The organism is Amycolatopsis sp. NPDC051903 (assembly GCF_044452505.1).
Classification (GTDB): domain Bacteria; phylum Actinomycetota; class Actinomycetes; order Mycobacteriales; family Pseudonocardiaceae; genus Amycolatopsis.
Genome location: NZ_JBITBT010000030.1, coordinates 21,392 through 44,117, shown reverse-complemented (window position 1 = coordinate 44,117; position 22,726 = coordinate 21,392). Strand labels below are relative to the sequence as shown.

Genomic DNA, 22,726 nt, shown 5'->3' with positions numbered 1-22,726 from the left:
TTCCGTCCTCGTCTTCGCGGCCGACGTTGCTCCCGTACGCCGTTCTCTCCGGCCAAAAGGGCAACAGATTCGCTTCGCGGTCCGCGAACTCAGTGCACGCCATGCGCCACGCGCGTCTTCGTGAATTCGGACCAGAAAGGACAGCTCTGCATGACCGGCACGCTCTTCCCCGAGGTCACCCATCACCACGCCCGCCTCAACGGAATCACGCAGCACTGGGTGACCGCAGGCGAGGGGCCTCCGGTGTACCTGCTGCACGGGTTCCCGGAAACGTGGTTCGGCTGGCGCAAGCAGATCCCAGTGCTGGCTGAGCACTTCACCGTCGTCGCACCGGACCTGCGCGGGTACGGTTTGACCGAGAAGCCGGTCAGCGGGTACGACAAACGAACGATGGCCAACGACGTCATCGCGTTGATGGACCACCTCGGCCACGACACGATCTCACTGGTCGGACACGACAGGGGCGCACGGGTTGCGTCACGGTTCGCCAAAGACCACCGCGACCGGCTCGACCGGCTCGTGGTGATCGACAACATCCCCACGAGGATCGTCGCGGAGACGTTCGACATCGCCAAGGCACGGGCCGGCTACTGGTATTTTCCCTTCCTCGGTATCCTGGACTTGCCCGAGGCACTCATTGCCGGCAAAGAAGAAGTCTTCCTCACGTACTTCTACCGGACGTGGTCGTACAACCCGCAGATGCTCTCGTCCGAAGAGATCGACGTCTACGTTCGCGCTTACCGGGAGCCAGGGGCGATCCGCGGCGCGTGCGCCGACTACCGTGCTGCCGGCGAAGACATCGCGCAGGACACAGCGGATGCGGACACCCTGATCAACGCTCCGACACTGGTGATGTGGGGCGCGGATTTCGAGGGAGTCGGGAAGGCGTACGACGTCGCCGACGTATGGCGGGGCATGGCCTCCGACGTGCGTGCCGTGGCGCTACCCCAGTGCGGCCACCTGTGCCCGGAGGAGCGTCCCGATCTCGTCAACGACGAGTTGCTGTCCTTCTTGGCAAACGGGGACGACTGAACAGGTTCGCCATCGTACAACCGACCACAGCGGTCACAATCGGATGCTTCAGCGGAAGGAAAAACATGCGACTCCTGCGTTTCGGGCCCGTCGGCAAGGAACGGCCGGCTGTGCTGGTGCCGGGGTCTGACCACCTCGCCGTCGACCTGTCGGAAGTCACCGCGGACATCGACGGCCGATTCCTGGAAGACGATGGTGTCGCGCGGGTAGCTGCCTTCCTGGAGAACGGGTCACCGGTTCCGGTGGACCTGACGGGAGAACGCATCGGTGCCCCGATCGCCCGGCCCAGCGCGATCTACGGCATCGGGCTCAATTACCGCGACCACGCGGCCGAGGCCGGAATGCCGCTGCCGACCGAACCCGTGGTGTTCACCAAGGCACCGAACTCGGTCGTCGGACCCACCGATCCGATCGTCATCCCCGCAGGGGCCACGCAGGTCGATTGGGAGGTGGAGCTGGGTGTCGTGGTGGGTCGTCGAGCCGCCAACCTGGCATCTCCGGCCGAAGCCAGAAATCACATCGCCGGATATGTCGCCGTCAATGATGTGTCCGAACGGGCGTGGCAGATGGAGCAACCCGGGCAATGGCTCAAGGGCAAGTCGTTCGCCACGGCGAATCCGGCGGGCCCGTTCCTCGTGACCCCCGACGAGGTCCCGGCGCCCGAGGGACTGGGACTCGCGCTCGCGGTAAACGGCACGACGATGCAGCACGGGTCCACAGCGGACATGGTGTTCACCGCGGAGTTCATCGTCTGGTATCTCAGTCGCTACCTCGTTCTCGAACCGGGTGACCTCATCGACACGGGCACGCCGGCCGGCGTCGGTCTGAAGCAAAGCCCGCCGCGCTTCTTGGCTCCAGGCGACATCGTCGAGCTCGAAGTGGAGGGAATCGGCAAGCACCGCACCGAGGTCGAGGCTGCCGGCCCGCGGTCCTAGTCCGACAGCCGAGACGACCCGAGCGATCGGCGCCGCCCCGAATTGGCGGCCTGCCCCCCAACACGCGGTGGGGGAGATGCGGCAAGACAGGGAGAAGTCGGGTGAACATGCTGGAACCCAGGATTGCGAACATCCGTCCGGAAGCGACGGCGGGCGCACCGGATCGGGTCGACGAGATCCTCGCGGAGGGCACGCCGGCCGACCTGCTCACACACCTGCAGCAGGCTGTCGGTGCGGAGCAGGTGTTGTCCAGGGCACTCGACCTGGTGCGGTACGCCAGCGATGCCAGCCCTTATCGGATGGTGCCACGAGCTGTCGTCGTAGCCAGGGACACTCGCGACGTAGTCGCAGTGCTGGATACCGCGCGGCGGCAGGGGCGGACGCTTGTCTTCCGGGCCGGCGGCACGAGTCTCAGTGGGCAGGCGCAATCCGACGATCTGTTGGTCGACGTGCGAAAGCATTGGGTCGGAGTCGAGGTCCTCGACGACGGCCGACGTGTCCGGGTGCGCCCGGGCACCACGGTCGGACAGGTCAACCTCTCGCTGAAACGGCACGGCCGGGTGCTCGGTCCCGATCCCGCGAGCAGCTCGGTGGCGTGCGTCGGTGGCGTCGTGGCGAACAATTCCAGCGGGATGGCGGCCGGCGTCGACTACAACTCTTACGTGACCGTCACGGGGATGACGTTCGTTCTGCCGAACGGTGCGCTGATCGACACCACGGCAGCCGATGCCGAGGAGAGGTTCGCAGCCGCGGCACCTGAGCTGTCAGCGGGGTTGCGCCGGATCAAAGAAGAGATCGAAGCAGACCAACAATTCGTCACCCGTATCCGCCGCAAGTATTCGATCAAGAACACCAACGGCTATCGCCTCGATGCGTTCCTCGACGGCGATACCCCCCTGGAGATCTTTCGCAGGTTGATCATCGGCTCGGAGGGCACCCTCGCCTTCGTTGCCGAAGTCGTCTTCGACACGGTGCCACTCGGTGCTCGCCACTCGACTGGTCTCCTCGTGTTCCCGACGCTCGAGGCCGGCGCGGCGGCGGTTCCCGCCTTTGTCGAGGCGGGCGCCCGCGCCGTGGAGATGATGGACGCGAACACATTGCTGTTGTCAGCGGACAAACCCGGAGCTCCGGACACCTGGCAGGACCTGCCGACCGAGGCGTGTGGCCTCCTCGTCGAGTTCCGCGCGCCCGATGCGACTTCGCTCCACGCTCTGACCACCCGCGCACGCGCGGTGACAGCAGGGCTCGAGCTGCTGACGCCCGCGGAGTTCACGAGCGACGACGTGCAGGCGCGGTTCTACTGGAAGGTGCGGGAGAGCCTCATCGCGGGGCTCAGCAAGGTCCGCGGACCGCAGACGACGCTGATCGTGGAGGACGTGTGCGTACCGCCAAGCCGCATCGCCGCGGCTTGCCGGGACGTGCTGGCGCTACAGGAGCGGCACGGCTATCCAGGTGGAGTGGCCGGGCATGCTGCGGCGGGCAATCTCCATTTCATCCTGGCTCTCGATGCTGCGTCGGAAGATGACCGAACGCGTTACGCGTCGTTCATGCGCGAACTCGTCGATCTCGTCGTCCACAAGTACGACGGCTCGTTGAAGGCCGAACACGGCACTGGACGGAACATGGCACCGTTCCTCGAGACCGAGTGGGGTCCGCGAGCGGTCGGGCTCATGTGGCGGGTGAAGGAGCTCGCGGATCCGGATCGCCTGCTCGGGCCGGGCGTGCTGCTCAACCGGGATCCCGGCGCCAACATGACGAACCTGAAGACGATGCCGGCCATCGAAGGCAGCGTGAACGCGTGCTTCGAATGCGGGTTCTGCGAGCAGGTGTGCCCCAGCCGGGACCTGACCACCACACCACGGCAGCGCATCGCGCTGCGCCGGGAAATGTTCCGGCAGCCGGCTGGTTCGCCGCTTCAGTCGGCGCTGATCGACGGGTATGCCTATGACGCGGTCCACACGTGCGCGGGCGACGGCACCTGTTCGATCGCGTGCCCGGTCGGCATCGACACGGGCGCGCTGATGAGGGAGTTCCGCGGTGCTGCACATTCCCGGCGCGACGAGGCAGCCGCACTCACCGTGGCGAAACACTGGGGGAGGGCGGAGCAGGCAGCGCGGCTCGCGCTGGCCGCCGGCGCGACCGTCGGTGACCGCGTGATGCACTCAGTGACACACGCGATCCGCAACGTCGTGAGCACCGAACTCGCGCCGGCCTGGAGCAACCGCATGCCGGCGCCGGCTCCTGCCACGCTGCCGGTGACGAGTCGGGAAGGTGCCCACGCCGTCTACTTCCCCTCCTGCATCAACCGGATCTTCGGCAACAGCAGGCATTCGGACCGGACGACGTCTCTTCCCGAGGCGCTGGTGGCGGTGTCCCGGCGCGCCGGGAAGGCGGTGTGGATTCCCGATGACGTGTCCGGTGCCTGTTGCGCGACGGTCTGGCATTCCAAGGGATACGAGCAGGGCAACCGGTACATGGCGCGCGAGGTGTTCGATCGCATCTGGCGCTGGACGGGGGAAGGCACGCTACCGCTCGTCGTCGACGCCTCGTCGTGTACGCAGGGACTGGTTCACGGCATCCTGCCGTATCTCGACGAAGCTCGCCGCGAACGACATTCCCAGCTGACCGTGATCGACTCCGTCGCGTGGGCGTATCGTGAGCTGTTGCCGCAGCTGAAGGTGACCCGTCACGTGGAGTCTGCTGTTGTTCACGTGACCTGTTCGATGCAGCACCTCGGTGTCGGTGACGACCTCATCGGTCTCGCCGGACGACTGGCGGACGAGGTCGTCGTTCCGGACGCGATGACCTGCTGTGCCTTCGCCGGTGACCGGGGTCTGCTTCATCCCGAGTTTTCGGCTTCGGCGACGTCTCGCGAGGCCGCCGAGGTTCGGTCACACCCGGCCTCGGCTCACCTCTCGGCCAACCGGACGTGCGAGGTCGGGATGGAGGAGGCCACGGGGGCGGTCTACGAATCCGTGATCTTCCTGCTGGAGCAAACGACGCGCGACTGACGCGTGCGCACTCAGTGGGTCGGTGCACGTCGACCGGTCATGGCGCCCGACGGTCGGCGTGAACCCGCCGGCGGGTCGCGGGCCGACTTCGGCGCCGCCCTCGTGCTCCGTGCGATTCACCGCGTCTGCTCGACCGCGGTGTAACACCACCGCCGGGGTTTCAGGGTCGCTCGGGCTTGGCCTACCTCACCCGATGACCGCGCGTTCCAGGCCCGACAGGCCCGGAATCCACGCGGTCCGGGCCGGGCCACGCGGCCGACCGGATCCGCACCGCGTGCCGGTTGCGCTCAGCCGTGGTGTCGCGACGCACAGGTTCACCCGGTGGCGGTGATGTCCAGCGTGGCGACGAGTGCGGCGATGCGGCGATCGCGTGAGTCGGCGGGCCACACTGCCCACGTGCTCCGGACGATGGGGTCGTCGATCAACGGGTACCAGCTGAGGCCCGGCGGAAGCGGCTGAGCCCAACCCGGCGGGGCGAACCCGAACGCCTTGCCGGTACCGATTCCGGCCAGTTTGACCTCAGCAGTCACCGGCCGGTCGTCAGTGGGCTGATCCTCGACGGCGATCCCGTGACCACGCAGCGTCGCAGTGACCTGGTCGTGCCAGGCTGGGGCGTCCGATCGGGCGAAACCCATCCATTGGAGACCAGCCAGCCGGTGCAGGTGCGCCTTCCCGCCTTCGACGATCTTGCCGGCTTGTGCGTCCGTGAGGATGACACCCATCGCTTCCCGGACACAGAGCACGGAATCGAGCTGCGGGTCCGACGGGCGGTCGCGGACGAGCCCGATGTCGAGCTCGCCGGAGCGGAGGGCATCGAGCTGGGATGTGCTCGAAAGGTGGACGACCTTCACCTGGGCGTCGGGGTTGGTCGCCGCGAACTCCGCCAGCGCGGCGGGGAGTCGATCAGGCGGGAACTCCAGTGGTACTCCGATGCGCACGGTTCCCGCACCGCCGCTGCCGCCGGCGACGGCGGCGACTGCTGCGATCGCGCGGTCGTGATGGGTGACGACCTCGCGGGCCTCCGTGAGGAGTGCTTCCCCAGCTGCTGTCGGGCTCGAACCGTTGCGCCCGCGAGTCAGCAGCCGCACGCCGAGCTGGCGCTCGAGTGACCGCAGCGTCTGGGACAGGGCAGATTGGCTGACGTGCATCGACCGGGCGGCAGCGGACAAGCTTCCCTGTTCGACCGTTGCGATGAACGCACGCAGTTCCCGAACCTCCATGCCGTCATTCTCGTACGAGCGGAGATGTACGTGTACTCGAGTCACCCTTCGGGTGGGGCGTAGCGTCCTGAACTCGCTCGCGGTGTGTCAGGTGTTACCTTCTGCGGAGGGTGTGCCGGGAGAGTGGAGTTGGGTGGCCATCGCGCGGATCACCCCTCGTGAACGCGCTCGCTGCGAGAAACCCGGGCAGGCGAGACTGGCATGTCGTCGGCCGAGTCTGCCGCAACAGCGCGCTGTGCGGGATCGCAATGGCGGCGTTGAGCTGGGCTGCCTTGGACACACCCGCGAATCTCCCCGGCTCAGCACGATGCCGACTTCCTTACTGCAGCCAACAGAAACGTTAATGGTCAGGTCGACTCGCGCTCGCGACTTGACGCCTAGAGTCGCGTGCATCGAGCCGTGAACGTCAGCGCACCGACGGGATACGGCTGACCGTCGCAGCGTGCCGGCCTTCGCCCGGTGGTGACTCTCGTGTCCGCGTCGCGTCGGGAATCCGAACAGTGAGGGAAAGTCAATTGAGCCAGCCGAACAGTCGTGACTCGGTTCACGATCGTACCGAGCTGCGGGATGTGCCGCGGCGGTCCGTGAGCATCGAGATCAACGGCAAAACCGAAGCGATTTCAGTCGAACCACGCACGACGCTTCTCGAGGCGCTGCGCGAAGAGCTCGGCCTCACCGGAACGAAAAAGGGCTGCGATCGGGGCGAGTGCGGCGCGTGCACCGTGCACGTCGACGGGCGCCGGGTTCTGTCGTGCATGACTCTCGCTGCGTTGCAGCAGGGCAAGCAAGTCACCACGGTCGAGGGGCTCGAGCAGGAAGGTGAGCTGCACCCGCTCCAGGCCGGTTTCGTGGAGCACGACGGCTTCCAGTGCGGGTTCTGCACCTCCGGGCAGATCATGTCGGGCGTGGCCGTCCTCGACGAAGCCAAGGCCGGCTGGCCGAGCGCGGCCACCGAAGACGTCACCAAGCCGTTCGATGCGGCGGACCTGAGCGACGAGGAGATTCGCGAACGCATGAGTGGCAATCTCTGCCGGTGTGCCTGCTACCCGAACATCGTGCGTGCCATTGCCGACGCGGCCGGAAGGCGGTGAACCGTGCACCCCTTCACCCTGACCAGAGCGACCGACCCCGCGAAGGCGATCGAGGCGCACGCCGGGCGCCCAGGGCTCGTCTTCATCGCGGGAGGCACGGACCTCCTGGGACTGATCAAGGATCGGGTCGTCGCTCCCGACGAGCTCATGGACATCAACGAGCTGCCTGGCCTGTCGGGAATCGAACTCTTGCCCGGGGGTGGCCTCCGGATCGGAGCGCTGGCCCGGATGAGCGACGTAGCCGCACACCCCGTCGTACGGGAGCGATTTCCTGCCATCTCCGAGGCGTTGCTGTTCGCTGCGTCCGGACAGCTGCGGAACATGGCGTCGATGGGTGGCAACATCATGCAGCGCACCCGTTGCTCGTACTTCCGCGACGACGACGGCTTGCCCTGCAACAAGCGGGAGCCCGGGTCGGGCTGCTCGGCTCTGCGTGGCATCAACCGGAACCACGCGATCTTCGGCTGGTCGGAAGGCTGCGTCGCGACGCACCCGTCCGACGTCGCCGTGGCATTCGCCGCGCTGGACGCCAACGTCGTGGTCCGCAATCGGGACGGCGAGCGGTCGGTGCCTTTTGCCGACTTCCACCAGCCGCCGGAGCCGAGTCCGCAGCGCGACACCGTACTCGAGCGGGGCGACCTGATCACCGCTGTTGAAGTGCCTCCTCGGCGAGAGGGGCGGGCCTCGCACTACCTGAAGGTACGGGACCGCCAGTCGTACGAATTCGCGCTCGTCTCCGCCGCCGTAGCGGTAACTGTCGCGGATGGACGATTGGAATCGGTGCGTATCGCCATGGGCGGCGTAGCGCACAAGCCCTGGCGGCTGACGGCTGCCGAGTCGGCTTTGCGTGGCGTGTCCCTCGAGGACACCGACGGTCTGCGTGCGGCTATCGCGACAACTTTCACCGACGCTCGTCCCCTTGAGCACAACGGCTTCAAGGTCGAATTGGCAGAACGCGCCGCCCTCCGCGCGGTGCAGACCGCGGGAGCACGCGCATGAACGTCGACATCATCGGGCAGCCGCTCTCCCGCTCGGAGGGCCGGCTGAAGGTGACCGGACGCCTGCAGTACACCGGCGACATTCCGGTCGAAGGCCTCGTGCACGGAGTGATCGTCCACAGCACCGTCGCCAGGGGCAGGACAGTCTCGATCGACACGACGCCGGCACAGAGAGCGCCCGGCGTGATCAAGGTGTTCACCCACGAGAACTTTCCCCGTATGAATCCGGCGCCGGCACCCTGGAGCCACCTGCACCCGACCGGGCAATCCTACTTCCCGTTGCAGGACGACGAAGTCCACTACGCAGGACAGCCGATCGCACTGGTGATCGCCGAAACGCGAGACCAGGCCATGCACGCCGGAACCTTGATCGGTGTCGAGTACGAGACCGAGAAGCCGCACATCTTCGACGAGGCGACCGCGAGGGACGCCGTTGACCCGCCGCAGTTCTTGTGGCCGGTGACGTGGTCGACCGGCGACCCCGATTCCGCCATCGCGAATGCTCCCGTCAAGATCGAACAGACCTACACCACGGCGGATCGCCATCACAACCAGATGGAGCCGCACGTGACGACTGCCGTGTGGGACGGCGAGGGCAATCTGACGTTGCACGACACCACCCAGCACATATTCGGCGCGCGGGAACTCGTGTCGATCGTGCTGGGCGTGCCGAGCGAGAAGATCACGGTCCGATCCGACTACCTCGGTGGTGGGTTCGGTGGCAAGGCCTACGTGTGGCCGCACACGCTCCTGGCGGCGCTGGCCGCGAAAGCGATCGGAAATCCGGTCAGGGTCCAGCTGACCCGCGCACAGATGTACTCGATGGTGGGCCACCAGCCGCAGAGCATCCAGACGTTCAAGGTGGGTGCGAACCTGGACGGGACACTGACCGGCATTCACCACGAGAGCATCACGCCGACCTCGCCGTACGACCAATACATCGAGTACGCCGCCCTGGTGTCGCGATCTTTGTGGGGAACCAGCGGCGGTATCCACACCCACCACAAGATCCTCCCCGTCAACCGCAACACACCGACAGCGTTGCGTTCGCCGCACGAGGCTCTCGGCCACTTCGCGGTCGAGTCGGCCATGGACGAACTCGCGTACGAACTCGGCGTCGACCCGGTCGAGCTGCGATTGCGCAACGAGGCCGCGACGCTGGTCGAGCCACAGAGCGGCCGGCCGTTCTCCACCCGGGCCGTCCGGGAGGCACTGGAGCAAGGCGCAGAGCGCTTCGGCTGGGCCGATCGGACGCCCGAGCCGCGCTCCATGCGTGACGGTCGTTACCTGATCGGCCAAGGCGTCGCGTGCGCGATCTACACGCACTGGAAATGGCCGGCGTCGGCGCGCGTCACGCTGAACGATGACGGAACGGCGCTCGTCGAGACCGGTAGCCACGAGCTGGGTACGGGTACGTACACCGTGATGCGTCAGCTGGCCGCGGATGCGCTCGGACTCGCGCCCGAGAACGTGACGGTGCGGCTCGGCGACACCCGGCTGCCCGTCTCGCACGCGTCCATCGGCTCGGCCACCATGGCGAACGCGGGTTCGTCCGTGCTCTTGGCCGCGGAAGTCACGCGCCAGAAGGCGGTCCAGCTGGCGCTGAACGGTAGGGACCCGGTGTTCTCCGGGGCGGCCGCCAACGACATCGTCGTGGTGGGAGGAACATTGCGGCAGCCGGGCAATCCGACGACGATCACGTACGCCGAACTACTCGAACGCAATGGCCTCACGCGCCTCATCGGCGACGGCGATTACAACCCGATCGAGGAACACCTCGGCCCGAAGGCGGTGTTCAGCTTCTCCGCGGTGTTCGCTGAAGTGCGGGTGGATCCGGACCTGGGCACAGTGCGGCTGAACCGGTATGTGGGCGCCTACGACGCCGGGCGGATCATCAACCCGAAGACCGCTCGCAGCCAGGCGATCGGCGGCATCATCTGGGGCACGGGGCAGGCGCTGCTCGAGAAGTCGGAGACCGATCCGGAACTGGGCAGGTTCGTCAACCGGAACTACTCGGGCTACCTCGTCCCGACCAACGCGGACATCCCCCGGTTGGACGTGCTGTTCGTCGGTGATCACGACGCGGAGGCCAGCGCCGTCGGCGCGAAGGGACTCGGCGAGTTGACGGCGGTGTCCGTCGCTCCCGCGATCGCCAATGCCGTGTACCACGCTACCGGCAAGCGGGTCCGGCACCTCCCGATCACCGTCGAAGACCTGCTCTGACAGCGATTCATGTGCCCTGGCGGGCGGATAGCTCACGTTGCCGACGGCTCGCGTGAAGTGGGCGCCGCACGAACCTCGCTGCCGTTCAGCACACGGGCGGTCCGCGTCCACGGCTCTGGTGATGGGACAGTGCAGTCATCCGACCTCGCCCGGACGATCCAGGCCACCGTCTGCCGGCCGCCAGGCGCGTACCTAGCTCGGGCCGACCGGGCCTTCCTGCATCCGAGCGCGATGTCGAGCGGATTCGCCGTCCTACACGTAGTTCTGCTTATGGTTCCCATCGGAAGGAGTGAAGTCCCGTCCCCGGACCGCGAAGTTACCCTGCAGAACGCGGAACTGCCGGAAGAAGTGCGCTTGCAGTACCCGTACCGGTCACGGTTCGCCTCGGTGAACGGCCGGCGCATGCACTACATCGACGAGGGGCCGCCCGACGCCGCGCCCATCCTGCTCCTCCACGGCAACCCGACTTGGGGCTACCTCTGGCGGGACGTCATCCCCCCGTTGCTGGCTGCCGGATTCCGCGTGGTCGTGCCGGACCAGATCGGCTTCGGTCTTTCCGAGAAGCCCCACGCCCACGCCGTCCACACCCTCGACAACCACATTGCCAACGTCGTCGCGTTCCTCGACCGGCTCGACCTACGTGGGGTGACCTTCGTCTGCCATGACTGGGGCGGTCCCACCGGGCTCGGGGCGATCGCGACCCGGCCTCATCGGGCCGCCGCGGTGGCCGTCATGTCCACTTGGGCGTGGGGGTCCTCGCCGTCGGAGTTCCACCGCCGGGTGGTGCCCTGGCGGTTCATGCACGCGCCTCTGGTCGGTGCGTACCTGCTGGGCCGCCACGCAGCAATGCCCGGACGCGGCATGTACCTGTCCGTGGTCAACCGCGAGAGTTTTGCGCGGCTCGCTCGCGACGGGTACACCGCGGTGCTCGGCGATCCCGACGAGCGCGCGCTGACGTGGATCTGGCCCCGGTCCATTCCCGTCGGGCTGCCGACGGACACCACCACAGATCGGTTCGCCTGGCTGGAGCAGGAGGCGCGGAAGATGACCATCCCGGCGACGGTCATCTGGGGCCGAGAGGACGACGTCTTCGCGGCCGACATCTTCGCAGCGGCCTGGCACCGCTTCTGGCCGCACGCCGAGGGCACGCACCTCGTCACCGGCCGCCACTTCGTGCAGGAGGATTCCGGGGCCGAGATCGGGCAACTGCTTGCCGACTTCGCGAGCCGCGCGGTCGGCTTCGGCGGGGGGAACGCGCGATGAGCGAACTCGTGGTGGTGGAATCGGCCGGTCGCAGGCCCCGCGGCCACCGGGCAGTGCCGCTGCTGTCCGAGCACGGTCTCGGGCACTACCCCGAGTTTCGGGACTTCCTGTCCGCGACCTTCGGTTTGACGGCCGATCCGTGGGGGCCGCCCGGCCTGCTCAGCGTCGGTGGGCGGTACTACGAGCTGGTCTTCGTGGGCTACTCGGGGCACGCCTTTCCGGCGGGCGTCCAGGTCAACGCCCTGGTGGCCGGTTTGGAACCGATGGACGAGCAGGCCGCCGACTTCGATCTGTGGTCGATCCTGCAGTGGCTGGTCGCCGGCGTCGGTGGACAGTGGACGGTCGAAGGACTGGTGACCACTGGCCGCATCTACCGCATCCCTGCGGCTGCGTCAGACGGCGATACGGTCTGAGCCACCGGCCTGGCGCTCGTGCTCGGCGGCGTAACAGCTCAGGTGGCCCGGTGCCCTCGCTGCCGGACTTCATCCACTGTTGCGGTCTCTCCGAGATGCCCGGGGATTTGCGGCCCGCCGTGTGCGCAACGGACTCGGCCGGCCATGGAAACCTTCGAACGGAGCCATAAGCAAATTTGGTGTTTGGGCAGCGTTGTGGCCTGTACGCTCGGGTTCAACAGTGCGAACGTGACGTGTCGCGGCGGCTGATCAGGTGTCGGTGTGACGAGTCGCGAAAGGCCAGCGCGCTTCGTCGGCCACGGAAGCACAGTCGTGAGTTCATGTGGCGGCAAGACTGCGGTTGCCACTGGCGGCGCACGTCGCTCAGGAGGCGAAGGTCGTCGTCGACGATGTCGACGGGGCACTCGGAGAGAACTCGGCCACTCATCGACGAGGCGGCCAACACCCGGCTCGTCGAATTTGTGACAAGGCCCGGTCTTCGTAGCGGCCTCGTCGCCATTTCTGCCGCCCTGAACACGGGAAGAGAGCGGACGCGAATGTCCTCGCGCTCAACGAACGCTGTCCCGCGCGGGGCAGCGCTATCGGCGGCCGGTTCCGGCGTGCCGGGCTGGCTGGTGGTGCTGCTCGCTGTCGCCGGAGGCCTGACCGCCGCCAACCTGTACTACGCACAGCCCCTGTTGCCGTCACTGAGCGGCGTGTTCCGCATCGGCCCGGCCGCTGCCGGCAGTCTCATCACGACGACGCAGGTCGGGTACGTGCTCGGCATGCTTTTCCTCGTTCCTCTGGGCGACCGGGTCGAGAAGCGCCGGCTCGTGACCATCCTGCTGGCGATCACCGCGGTCGCCATGGCCGCGGGTGGCTCCGCCGTCGGCTTCCCCATGCTGCTGATCGCCGCCCTCATCAGCGGCATCACGTCGGTGGTGGCTCAGATCCTGGTTCCGTTCGCCGCGAGCCTGGCGGCCGACCACGCGAGGGGCCGGATCGTCGGCACCGTGATGAGTGGTTTGCTCACGGGGATCCTGCTGTCGCGCACGCTCAGCAGCATCGTCTCCGGTGTCGCCGGCTGGCGGGTGGTTTACCTCGGTTCCGCCGTAGCCATGGCACTTCTGGCCTTGGCGTTGCGCTTCGCCCTTCCCAGACACGCGCCGACCACCGACCTCGCCTACCGTGAAGTGCTCCGGTCCACCCTCGGGCTGGTCCGCACGCACCCGGTACTGCGCCGGCGAGGCCTGTACCAGGTCGCGATGTTCGGCGCGTTCAGTGCTTTCTGGACGACCATCTCGTTCGTGCTGACCGGCCCCGGATTCCACTACTCCGCGTTCGGCGTCGGGATCTTCGCCCTCGTCGGAGCGGTGGGCGCGGCGGTGGCACCGTTCGCCGGGCGATGGGCGGACCGCGGGTTGACACGGCGGATGAGCGGTGTCGCGTTCGCCGTAACGGCGGCGGCGTTCGCGATCGCCGGCTTTGGCCAGCACAGCGTAATACTCCTCGCGCTGAGCGCTGTCCTGCTCGACGTGGGCGTGCAGACCAGCCTAATCCTGGGCCAGCACACGATCTACCAGTTGGATCCAGCCGCCCGTGCGCGCTTGAACAGTGTCTTCATCGCCACCTTCTTCACCGGCGGTGCACTCGGGTCGGAGATCGGTCCCGTTGTCCACCGCGCTGGAGGCTGGACCGCCGTGGCCCTGCTCGGCGGCCTTCTCCCGCTGCTTGCCCTGCTGTACTGGACCACTGATCGTGCACCCGGTGCATCGGACAGTTTGGCTAGGACTTGACGGAGCGTGAGCCACATGAAGTCGCACCTGGTAGGCACGTCGGTGCTCGTGACCGGCGGGAACAGCGCGATCGGTCGGGCAACATCGCTTCGGCTGGCCGGATTGGGGGCGCATGTCGTGCTCTCCGGTCGCGATCGGTCACACGGCGAGGAACTGGCCGAGGAGATCCGCAGAAACGGGGGACGTGCCGATTTCGTCGTCGCCGGCCCGCGGGATGAAGCGTCGGCCCGCGCGCTGGCTGCGCGCGCGCGACAACTGGCGGGCAAGATCGACGTGCTGGTGAACAACGCCGATGCTTACACGTTCGGTCCGACTGAGGACACCACTGAGGATGAGTTCGACGCCATTGTCGCGCTGAACGTCAAGGCGCCGTTCTTCCTGGTCGCCGAGCTGGCACCGGACATGGCCAAACGGGGTGACGGAGCGATCATCACCGTTGCGACGACGGACTCCGAGTTGGAGACGGCCGGCATGGGCCTTTACGGGTCGACCAAGGCGGCGATGGTCGAGCTCACGAGGTCCTGGGCCGCCGAGTACGGCCCGCGGGGCGTGCGCGTGAACGCCGTCAGCCCAGGGCCGTCCGGCACAGCGGGCGCCACAGACCTCGGCCAGGCGGTCTCGACCTCGCCCGCGGCACGTGCCTACACGGCAGCCAATGTTGCCGAGGCGATCGCGTTTCTCACCGAACAGGGCTCGATCGTCCCCCCTGGAGCCTTGCTTCCGGTCGATGGCGTTCAGCTCGTCGTCTAGCCGAACGGGCATTGCTGCTGTCGCGCCAAGGCGGGCTGATGGTGCGGGGTCTCTGCAGGTGGGCGGCGCATCTTCGCCAACCCGTCGGACGGGGTTCGCAACCGCTTATGGAGTCCATAAGCGACGCCCATGGTCGTGCGGGAAGGTCTCGGCGGGCTGGGTGTTCAAGCTTTTGTGCGAACAGCGTGCGCGACGAGAGCTATGCCTCTGGAAATGGCAGCGCGGAACGGTGAGATGCACGGCGGCCGACGCTGTGATGGTATTTTCGCTCTGCATTCCAGGAGGCGTGGTTATCGTGTCCGAATTGGTGAATAGCGAAAGTGGGGCGACGTCGTCCAGCGTGCCGGCCGAGCTTCTTCGTCCGCTGGGTGCCTTCGAGCGGCTGTACCACCGGTATCAGGAGAAGAGCACGATGCACTTCTCAGTGGTCGCGGAGTTGGCCCAGGACCTGGAACCCGCGGCGCTGGAAAGTGCGTTGCGGCAGGTTCAACAGCGTCACCCGCTGTTGAACGTTCAGGTCGAGGAGCATCCCCCCGGTAGGTTGGGGTTCTACCGTCCCTTGACGGTTCCGCCGATTCCGCTGACAGTGGTGGAGCCGCGAAAAGGACAGACTTGGCGCGACGTGGTCGCCGAGGAGCTCACTCGTCCTGTCGACACGTCGAGGGCTCCGATGGTCCGGGTTACGCTGCTTCGTGCGGGTAGTGGTGCAGCGGCAGCAATTGTCTTGACGGTCGCTCATGTGATCGTCGACGGGTTGTCTGCCGGATTCATCATGCGAGACTTGTTTTCGGTACTCAATGGACATGAGCTGGCTGCATTATCCGTACCGCCGTCTCAAGAGGACCTGATCGGGGGACTCGGCACTGTCGAGCTGTCGACTTCCGCCGTCGCCGGCACACCTGAGCGAGAGCCTGAATGGAGTGCCGCTTCGGGTGCCGTACGTCCCTTCGACGGGACTCGTCCGGAGGTGAGTTCTGTCGACTTCGGTGTGGATCTCACTCAGCGACTGATTGCCCGTTCACGTTTCGAGGGAACGACCGTCCATTCGGCGCTCGTTGCGGCGATGAGCACGGTGATCATCGATTCAGGCCGGAATGAGTTCGTGCGGGTGCTCAGCCCGTTCTCGTTCCGGAGTCACATCGGCGTGACAGACGAGGTCTGCTTGTACTTCACCGCAACCCGTACGGCGTTCCGGCGAGGACAGGTCACCGGTCTGTGGAGCATGGCTCGCGCGATCGGGCGGCAGCTGGCCGTCGCCCGCTCGGCCGCGAATGTGCGTGCGATCTCGGCCGCGACAGAACGGTTCATCGGTGTTGATGCAACGACGCAAGATGCTGCGGCGTTTCTCCTCGGAGGTCTCAGCTATGAGGCGTTCGCGTCGAACCTCGGCGTGCTCGAGCTGGCACCCTTCGACGTGGCCGTTCGTCCGGTGGCCTTCTGGGGTCCGGCAATTCTCTGCCAGGTCGATGGAGAACTGGCCACCGGAATCTCGACGTACGACGGTCGCCTGCGCATGGTGAGCGCCAGCTACGACCCTTTGAGTGGGTACCTCGAACGCGTCCGCGACGTCGTCGACGAGGCTTCACAACCCTTCCGCAACGAACGCTGTTGAATACAGGGAAGCCTCCCCGGACGTTTCTCCGAAACGATCAGCGCGCCGCATTGCGGTCAGCGATTCGAACCACCACGTATCAAAACGATTGGAGCACATTCATGAACACGAATCGAGAGAAGTCGATCCTCGTCACCGGAGCGACGGGGCGGACTGGCGGGCACGTGGTCCGCTTCCTCCTCGAGCGTGGCCTGCCGGTTCGTGCGCTCGTCCACCGTCCGGACGCGCGCGCCGACCGTCTGGCTGAGATGGGCGTCGAGGTGGTAACCGGCGACCTGCTGGATTTGAGCGCGGTCGGTGCGGCAACGCGAGGAGTGCGCACCGCCTACTTCGTCTATCCCATCCGGGCCGGATTGCTCGAGGCGACTGCGATTTTCGCCCAGGCTGCAGCCGAGAATTCCGTGGCGGCGGTGATCAACATGTCGCAGATCTCCGCGCGTCGCGACGCCCTCAGTGATGCTGCTCGCCACCACTGGCTCGCTGAGCGCCTACTCGACAACGCTCCTGTGCCGGTGACCCACCTGCGACCGACCTTCTTCGCCGAATGGCTGATCCTCTTCGGCGACTACAGCGGGCCGGAGGGAGTGCTTCGCATCCCACTCGGCGATGGTCGCCACGCGCCGATCGCGGGCGTGGACCAGGGGCGGGTCATCGCTTCCATCCTCGCCGACCCCGAACCGCATGCGGGAAAGACCTACCCGCTGTACGGCCCGGTCGAGATGCACCACTCGGAGATCGCGGCAGCGACTGCTCGGGCGCTTGGTCGCCCCGTGCGGTATGAGCCGATCGACGTCGACACTTTCGCCGAGGGTCTCAAGGCGCGGGGGTGGAGCTCGCACGTCATCCAGCATCTGTCTAGCGTTGCCATCGACTACCGAAATGGGATTTTCGCCGGCACGAACGACGTTGTCGAAACTGTTACCGGCAAGGCCCCGATGGGCGTGGAGGAGTTTGTCACCCTGAACAAGGAATCTTTCGTCGGCAGGTGACATCTGCTTGGCCCGCCTCCGTCGAGCGGGCTGGATTCTGTTTGGTGGAGCCAACGATGCCGACCTGCTTCCCATCGAAGATGGTTCGCGACTCGTCTGACTCACCTGCTCGGACAGCTCGCCGGCGGAGCGCGATCGGTGAACAGTGGCCGGCTGGCGCCCGATTGAGTACGGAGTGGAGCTCATCGGCAGACGGGCGGCGTTGGGTTTGCTGCGCGAGGCCTTCCTCCTGGCCCGGCGCATGCTGGAGCGCCGCCCCGACGGAGAACAGGGTCGCGCACTCGTCATGAGTTGGTGCTCAACCCAGCGGGGCGTACGCGGTGCCCGGCCCTGGCCCCAAAGGGCTCTTGTGATCCGGGGCTGAAGGACCAGCTCTGGTCGATCGAGCCGGCGTACGCCGACGGCGGCGCTGCAGAAAGCCCCACCGTGCTGTGTATCTGGGTACCAGTGGCCCCGGCCGGTCGGGAGTCCGTCCGGGGCCACTGGCGGTCAAGGAGGGGTGTCAGTACCCCGGGAACAGCGCTCGTAGCTGTTCCAGCGTGACATCGCCTGTCACGTCCAGTCCGTCCTCTGCGCGGTTGCGTCCGTACACCAGCCGCAACATTTCCTCCGCGGACCCTGACAGGGTCCCGGCCGACGCAGCTGTGGGCTCGGCCGTCAGGTGCAGTTCCTCACCGAGATCGAGAGTGTGCGGCCCTTCCAGGTCCGGCAGCTGCACCGCGAGCTGACGGGGTGCGAGACGTTCGAGCACCTCCCCGCTGCGGAAGCGCGTGACGACCAGGTCGAGCCGTTCCCACAAAAGCACGACCTCCGAGATCGGGATCCGTGCGGCCGAGTCGAGCGCAACCTCGATGTCCCACGCGTGCACGGACTGCTCGGAGAGCCGGTAGCCGGCGTACTCGCCGACTGTGAGCAGGCCGGCGAAGTAAGGGACGCGTACCGATCCGAGCTGCTCGGCGTCCAGGGAACCGAGCAATTCGCGATGCCGCAAGTCGACTTCGAACCACGCTTCGCGCTGCGCGGGACCGGTCATCGTGTCCCAGCGCTGCCACACCGGCTTCACCAGTTCGGCGTCCGGGCCAGTGAGGTCGCCCTCGATGCCACGCTGCACGAGCGTGGTGCAGATCTCGGCCGCACTGCCGAGGTGGGACAGCACTTGGGCGATGGTCCAGTCGCCAGTGGCGGACGGGCGGTCCAAGGTCTCGGACGACAGGTCGATCACGGCCTTGACGAGTCGCTCAGAGCTGGTGGTGAGGGCAGCGAGCCAGGTCCTCGAGTTCTTCACAGCTGCAGTCAACGGTGACGACGCCACAAATAGTTCGCGGTAACCAACCGAGTTGCTTGGGAATTCCATAAGCAGGCCTTCTGGCTCGACGACCATGACGTGGCTCGCGCCTCCTCGCAGACCGCGAAACCTGGGCACACGGTCGGGCGAGACGAGTTGTGTTTTCCAACTGGCTGGATTACCGTCGTCGTGCAGGTGCTGCGGTCGTCACCGAGCGATCGTCCGCGCGCACCGTTCGCGCTGTCGCCGGCGTCAACTCGGACGCGATCGGCCCGAAAACTTCAGGTTGGAAGCGAAGCCCATGAAGGCGAAATCTTGAGGGGGTGAGGCGTGTGAGCGTCTCTGCCGAAGATCAAGCCCTGCTCGCCAAGCAGGAGCGAGACATCATGCTGGAGATCGATGGTGTGACCGTCACCGGAAAAGTTGCCCCGCGGGATCTGTTGGTCCACGCGTTGCGGCAGGTTTTCGGCGTGACCGGCCCGCACATCGGTTGTGAGAGCGCCAGGTGCGGCGCATGTACCGTTCTTCTCGACGGTCAAGCTGTGAAGGCCTGCATGGTGCTCGCCATCCAGTGCGACGGTGCGCGGGTCACCACGGCCGCGGGCCTCGCCGGCGACGAACTGCATCCGCTGCAAACGGCCTTCCACGAGCACCACGCTCTCCAGTGCGGGTACTGCACTCCCGGGATGCTCTGCGCGGCCGCGCACCTGCTCCGGCAGGAACCCGCTCCTTCGGAGGAACAAGTGCGTCAGGGACTACGCGGCAATCTGTGCCGTTGCACCGGCTACGAACACATCGTCGACGCAGTCCTGTCCGCCGCAGAACACCTGTCCGGCAAGGCGGGCGACCAGCCGGGTGAGGTGGCCGAGTGACCTCGACGATGGAGCCCGACGTCGGTTCCGTGCCCGGACGATCGACGCGGGAACCTCAACGGCCATGGGTCGGCCGTGACCTGCGGCGGATGGAGGACACGAGATTTCTCGTGGGCCGCGCGCGCTACGTCGACGACATCGTCCTGCCCGGCCAGTTGCACGCTTGTTTCGTGCGCAGCGATCATCCGCACGCATTGATCACCGTAGACACGGCGCCGGCACGAGCGATGCCCGGTGTCGTCGAGGTGCTCACCGCGGCTGACCTCGCGGAAATACCCCCGGTCCGACCGGACTGGCTGCTGCCCGGTACTCACGAGCGGGGCCGTCCGGTTCTCGCTCTTGACCGCGTACGCCACGTAGGGGAGGCGGTCGCTGTCGTGATCGCCGAGCAGCCCGGTTCTGCGGCGGACGCGGCAGCAGCGGTCCGCGTCACCTACGAGCCGCTGCCGTTTGTCCTGGACGGTCGGCACGCGTTGGACGCTGAATCACCCCGTGTCCACGACGAGCTCTTCAGCAACGTGGCCGCCACCTATACCGTCGGCGACGGCCAGTTCGACGCAGCGGTGAGACAGGCCGACCTGCACATCGCGTTCACGTTGGTCAACCAACGGTTGGTGCCGTTCTCGATCGAACCTCGCGTGGTACTCGCCGATTTCGATGCCGCTCGCGACAAGCTGACCGTCTACTCGTCCAACCAAATGCCGCACAACCTGCGTCGCAACCTCGCGGCAGGACTCGGGTTTCCCGAGAACCGGATGCGCGTCGTCTCCCCGGACGTCGGTGGCGGTTTCGGGCCCAAAATGCATACCTACCCCGAGGAGTTCGCAGTCTCGGCGGCGTCGTTGCGGCTGCGCCGGCCCGTGAAGTGGGTCGAGACCCGGAGTGAGAACGTCGTCGCCACCACGCATGGTCGCGACCACTCGATGGACGTTCAGGTCGCCGCGAACAACGACGGGAGGATCGTCGGGCTCCGCGTGCACAGCGCAGCGAACATCGGTGCCTACCTGTCGTCGATGGGGAGCGGGGTGCCCACCATCAACGTCGCCACGTACGCGCTCGGGGTCTACGCGATCCCGCACGCGGAGATGACGGTGGACTGTGTCTTCACCAACACCACTCCGGTTGACGCCTACCGAGGCGCCGGCCGTCCGGAGGCGGCGTACCTCATCGAGCGGACGATCGACCGCGTGGCGCACGAGCTCGACCTGGACCCGACAGAGGTGCGGCTGCGCAACTTCATCCCGGACGAACAACTGCCCTATCACCAGCCGGTGGGCGCGATGCTCGATACCGGACGCTACGGGTACACGATGCAGCGTGCCGTGGAGCAGTCCGGCTACTGGGAGATGCGGGCCGAACAGCAGACGGCCCGTGCGCAGGGCCGTCTGCTGGGCATCGGCGTCAGCAACTTCACCGAGAGCTGCGGCGTCGGTCGCCCGGAGCGCATGCGGGCCATCGGCTTCAACCGCGGTGGATTCGAGTCGGCAACCGTCCGCATCCACCCGGATGGCCGGGCCACAGTCCTGTCCGGTTCGCACAGCCACGGGCAGGGGCACGTCACGACGTTCGCCCAGATCGCGGCCGACGAGCTGGGGATCAGGCCCACGGACATCGACGTGCTCCAGGGCGACACCGACGTAGTGCCCGTCGGTATCGGCACCTTCAACTCACGCTCGGTCGTTGTCGGGGGCAGCGCGGTGAAGGTGGCCTCGGCCAGGCTCGCGGCGCGGATGCGGGAGATCGCGGCGGGATTGCTGGACACTGACGTGGGCGATGTCGAGCTTGTCGACGGCCGCTGCCGGATCTCGGGCTCGACGGAATCCGTTGCCATCGAGGAAGTCGCGCGTACTGCGTGGACAGGGCAGGGCATGCCCTCCGGTACGCCGGCGGGGCTCGAGGAAACCGAGTTCTACCTGCCTACGGAGTTGTCCTCGCCCTACGGTGCGCACATCGCCCTGGTGGAGGTCGACCCGGAGACAGGCGAGGTCGGGGTGCTGCGTTACGTCGCGGTGGACGACTTCGGGGTGATCATCAACCCACTGCTCGCGCGAGGCCAGATTCACGGTGGTCTCGCGCAGGGTATCGGCCAGGCGCTGTACGAGGGGGCCTACTACGACGAGACCGGCCACCCGGTCTCGGACCCGCCCATGCCGCGGTTCGACCTCGTACCGCGATTCGACACCTCGTTCGTCGAGACACCCACCCCGACCAATCCGCTCGGTGCCAAGGGCGTCGGTGAAGGGGGAACCATCGCGGCACCGCCGACCATCGTGAACGCGGTGATCGACGCGTTGTGGCACCTCGGAGTCCGCGAATTGGATATGCCGTTGACGCCAGAACGCGTACTCCACGCTATCGACGCGTCCAGCCCGAGGGAGGTGCGCTGATGATTCCGGCCCCCTTTGCGCTGCACCGTCCGGACACGGTTGAGCAAGCCTGCGCCGCGCTCGACGGGCACGGTTCCGATGCGGAGGTCTTGGCCGGCGGGCAGAGCTTGATCGCGGACCTCAAGCTGCGCCGCAAGTCGCCCCGGCTTCTGGTGGATCTGTCCAGCGTCGCCGGACTTGACGGCATCACTGTCGAACCTGGACGGATCACCATCGGCGCCATGGCGAGACAGGCTGCCGTCGTGACTCACCCCGAGGTGTCGCAACGTCTTCCGCTGCTGCCGCAGGTCGCGCGGGCAGCTGCGGACCCGATGGTGCGCACGCGCGGAACTCTCGTCGGCGCTTGCTGCCAGGCCGCCGCCGGTGGCGACTGGGTCGCGGCGGCCCTCGCCCTGGACGGCACGGTCGTGATCGAGGGAGGCGCCACGCAGCGAGAGCTCTCACTCCAGGAATTCGTCCTCGGTGAAGAACGGACCGCACTACGCCCCGGCGAGATCGCCCGTAGCCTGCGCATTCCCACGCCCGGGGCCTCGGTCGTCATGACCTACCGCAAAGTCAAACACGTCTCCGTGGGGTGGAGCGTCGCGAGCGCGGCCATCGTTCTTCCGACGCGCCGGGGCGAGGGCCGAGCCCGTATAGCGGTGTCCGGAGCCGTCACCCACCCGCAGCGTCTCCCCGAACTCGAATCCGCTTTGGCCGACATCGAGCCGGGCCGCTCGCAAGACATCGAGGACGCCGTCGAAACCGCGCTGGCTCCCCTGGAGTACCGCGGCGACTACTACGCGTCGGCGGCATACCGCAAGCGGAGGCTCGCAGTGCTGCTGCGGCGATCGATCACCGAACTCGTCACTCCATCAAGCTCCTGACACA

At 66.8% G+C, this 22,726-nt stretch carries 17 protein-coding genes; 15 read left to right on the top strand and 2 right to left on the bottom strand.

The features are described 5' to 3' along the window. Positions 1 to 150 precede the first annotated feature (150 nt). The 3 genes from ACIA77_RS38980 to ACIA77_RS38970 all read left to right on the top strand — a co-directional run bounded on the left by ACIA77_RS38980 (position 151) and on the right by ACIA77_RS38970 (position 4,978). A complete protein-coding gene (locus ACIA77_RS38980) occupies positions 151 to 1,032 on the top strand; it encodes an alpha/beta fold hydrolase (RefSeq protein WP_395891147.1) in 882 nt (293 codons plus the stop codon). 110 nt (positions 1,033 to 1,142) lie between these two features. After that, complete coding sequence (locus ACIA77_RS38975) at positions 1,143 to 1,967, top strand: fumarylacetoacetate hydrolase family protein (RefSeq protein WP_395891146.1); 825 nt, start codon at positions 1,143 to 1,145, stop codon at positions 1,965 to 1,967. 107 nt (positions 1,968 to 2,074) lie between these two features. After that, entirely contained in the window at positions 2,075 to 4,978 is a 2,904-nt protein-coding gene (locus tag ACIA77_RS38970; RefSeq protein ID WP_395891223.1) for an FAD-binding and (Fe-S)-binding domain-containing protein, read from the top strand. 314 nt (positions 4,979 to 5,292) lie between these two features. On the opposite strand, the gene ACIA77_RS38965 is transcribed toward ACIA77_RS38970, so the two are convergent. Beyond that, positions 5,293 to 6,198 (bottom strand): LysR family transcriptional regulator, encoded by a 906-nt coding sequence (locus ACIA77_RS38965; RefSeq protein WP_395891145.1) that lies wholly within the window; start codon positions 6,196 to 6,198, stop codon positions 5,293 to 5,295. A 584-nt stretch (positions 6,199 to 6,782) separates the two neighbouring features. On the opposite strand from ACIA77_RS38965, the gene ACIA77_RS38960 reads away from it, so the two are divergent. The 9 genes from ACIA77_RS38960 to ACIA77_RS38920 all read left to right on the top strand — a co-directional run bounded on the left by ACIA77_RS38960 (position 6,783) and on the right by ACIA77_RS38920 (position 17,312). After that, positions 6,783 to 7,289, top strand: a complete 507-nt coding sequence (locus ACIA77_RS38960; protein WP_395891144.1) for a (2Fe-2S)-binding protein — start codon at positions 6,783 to 6,785, stop codon at positions 7,287 to 7,289. Between the two features lie 3 nt (positions 7,290 to 7,292). Beyond that, positions 7,293 to 8,288 (top strand): FAD binding domain-containing protein, encoded by a 996-nt coding sequence (locus ACIA77_RS38955; RefSeq protein ID WP_395891143.1) that lies wholly within the window; start codon positions 7,293 to 7,295, stop codon positions 8,286 to 8,288. After that, on the top strand, positions 8,285 to 10,510 hold the full coding sequence (locus ACIA77_RS38950) for a xanthine dehydrogenase family protein molybdopterin-binding subunit (RefSeq protein ID WP_395891142.1): 2,226 nt from the start codon (positions 8,285 to 8,287) through the stop codon (positions 10,508 to 10,510). The genes ACIA77_RS38955 and ACIA77_RS38950 overlap by 4 nt, the downstream gene beginning before the upstream one ends. A gap of 354 nt (positions 10,511 to 10,864) precedes the next feature. Then, the gene (locus ACIA77_RS38945; protein ID WP_395891141.1) at positions 10,865 to 11,773 is read left to right on the top strand and encodes an alpha/beta fold hydrolase; all 909 of its coding nucleotides are present in this window, start codon (positions 10,865 to 10,867) and stop codon (positions 11,771 to 11,773) included. Next, positions 11,770 to 12,186, top strand: coding sequence for a hypothetical protein (locus tag ACIA77_RS38940; protein WP_395891139.1), 417 nt, complete (start codon positions 11,770 to 11,772; stop codon positions 12,184 to 12,186). The genes ACIA77_RS38945 and ACIA77_RS38940 overlap by 4 nt, the downstream gene beginning before the upstream one ends. A 599-nt stretch (positions 12,187 to 12,785) precedes the next feature. Then, complete coding sequence (locus ACIA77_RS38935; RefSeq protein WP_395891138.1) at positions 12,786 to 13,961, top strand: MFS transporter; 1,176 nt, start codon at positions 12,786 to 12,788, stop codon at positions 13,959 to 13,961. Positions 13,962 to 13,976: 15 nt separating this feature from the next. Beyond that, a complete protein-coding gene (locus ACIA77_RS38930; RefSeq protein ID WP_395891137.1) occupies positions 13,977 to 14,711 on the top strand; it encodes an SDR family NAD(P)-dependent oxidoreductase in 735 nt (244 codons plus the stop codon). A 286-nt stretch (positions 14,712 to 14,997) separates the two neighbouring features. Then, the gene (locus ACIA77_RS38925) at positions 14,998 to 16,323 is read left to right on the top strand and encodes a condensation domain-containing protein (RefSeq protein ID WP_395891136.1); all 1,326 of its coding nucleotides are present in this window, start codon (positions 14,998 to 15,000) and stop codon (positions 16,321 to 16,323) included. A 101-nt stretch (positions 16,324 to 16,424) separates the two neighbouring features. Next, positions 16,425 to 17,312, top strand: a complete 888-nt coding sequence (locus ACIA77_RS38920) for an NmrA family NAD(P)-binding protein (protein ID WP_395891135.1) — start codon at positions 16,425 to 16,427, stop codon at positions 17,310 to 17,312. Between the two features lie 502 nt (positions 17,313 to 17,814). Here ACIA77_RS38920 and ACIA77_RS38915 read toward each other — a convergent pair. After that, the gene (locus ACIA77_RS38915; protein WP_395891134.1) at positions 17,815 to 18,693 is read right to left on the bottom strand and encodes a maleylpyruvate isomerase family mycothiol-dependent enzyme; all 879 of its coding nucleotides are present in this window, start codon (positions 18,691 to 18,693) and stop codon (positions 17,815 to 17,817) included. Positions 18,694 to 18,983: 290 nt separating this feature from the next. On the opposite strand from ACIA77_RS38915, the gene ACIA77_RS38910 reads away from it, so the two are divergent. From ACIA77_RS38910 to ACIA77_RS38900, 3 genes are read left to right on the top strand one after another with little or no spacing between them, the layout of a single operon-like run. Further along, the gene (locus ACIA77_RS38910; RefSeq protein WP_395891222.1) at positions 18,984 to 19,469 is read left to right on the top strand and encodes a (2Fe-2S)-binding protein; all 486 of its coding nucleotides are present in this window, start codon (positions 18,984 to 18,986) and stop codon (positions 19,467 to 19,469) included. Then, positions 19,466 to 21,856 (top strand): xanthine dehydrogenase family protein molybdopterin-binding subunit, encoded by a 2,391-nt coding sequence (locus tag ACIA77_RS38905; protein ID WP_395891133.1) that lies wholly within the window; start codon positions 19,466 to 19,468, stop codon positions 21,854 to 21,856. The genes ACIA77_RS38910 and ACIA77_RS38905 overlap by 4 nt, the downstream gene beginning before the upstream one ends. Further along, positions 21,856 to 22,722: an FAD binding domain-containing protein gene (locus tag ACIA77_RS38900; RefSeq protein ID WP_395891132.1), complete on the top strand. Its 867-nt coding sequence runs from the start codon at positions 21,856 to 21,858 to the stop codon at positions 22,720 to 22,722. The genes ACIA77_RS38905 and ACIA77_RS38900 overlap by 1 nt, the downstream gene beginning before the upstream one ends. The last annotated feature ends 4 nt before the right edge of the window (positions 22,723 to 22,726 follow it).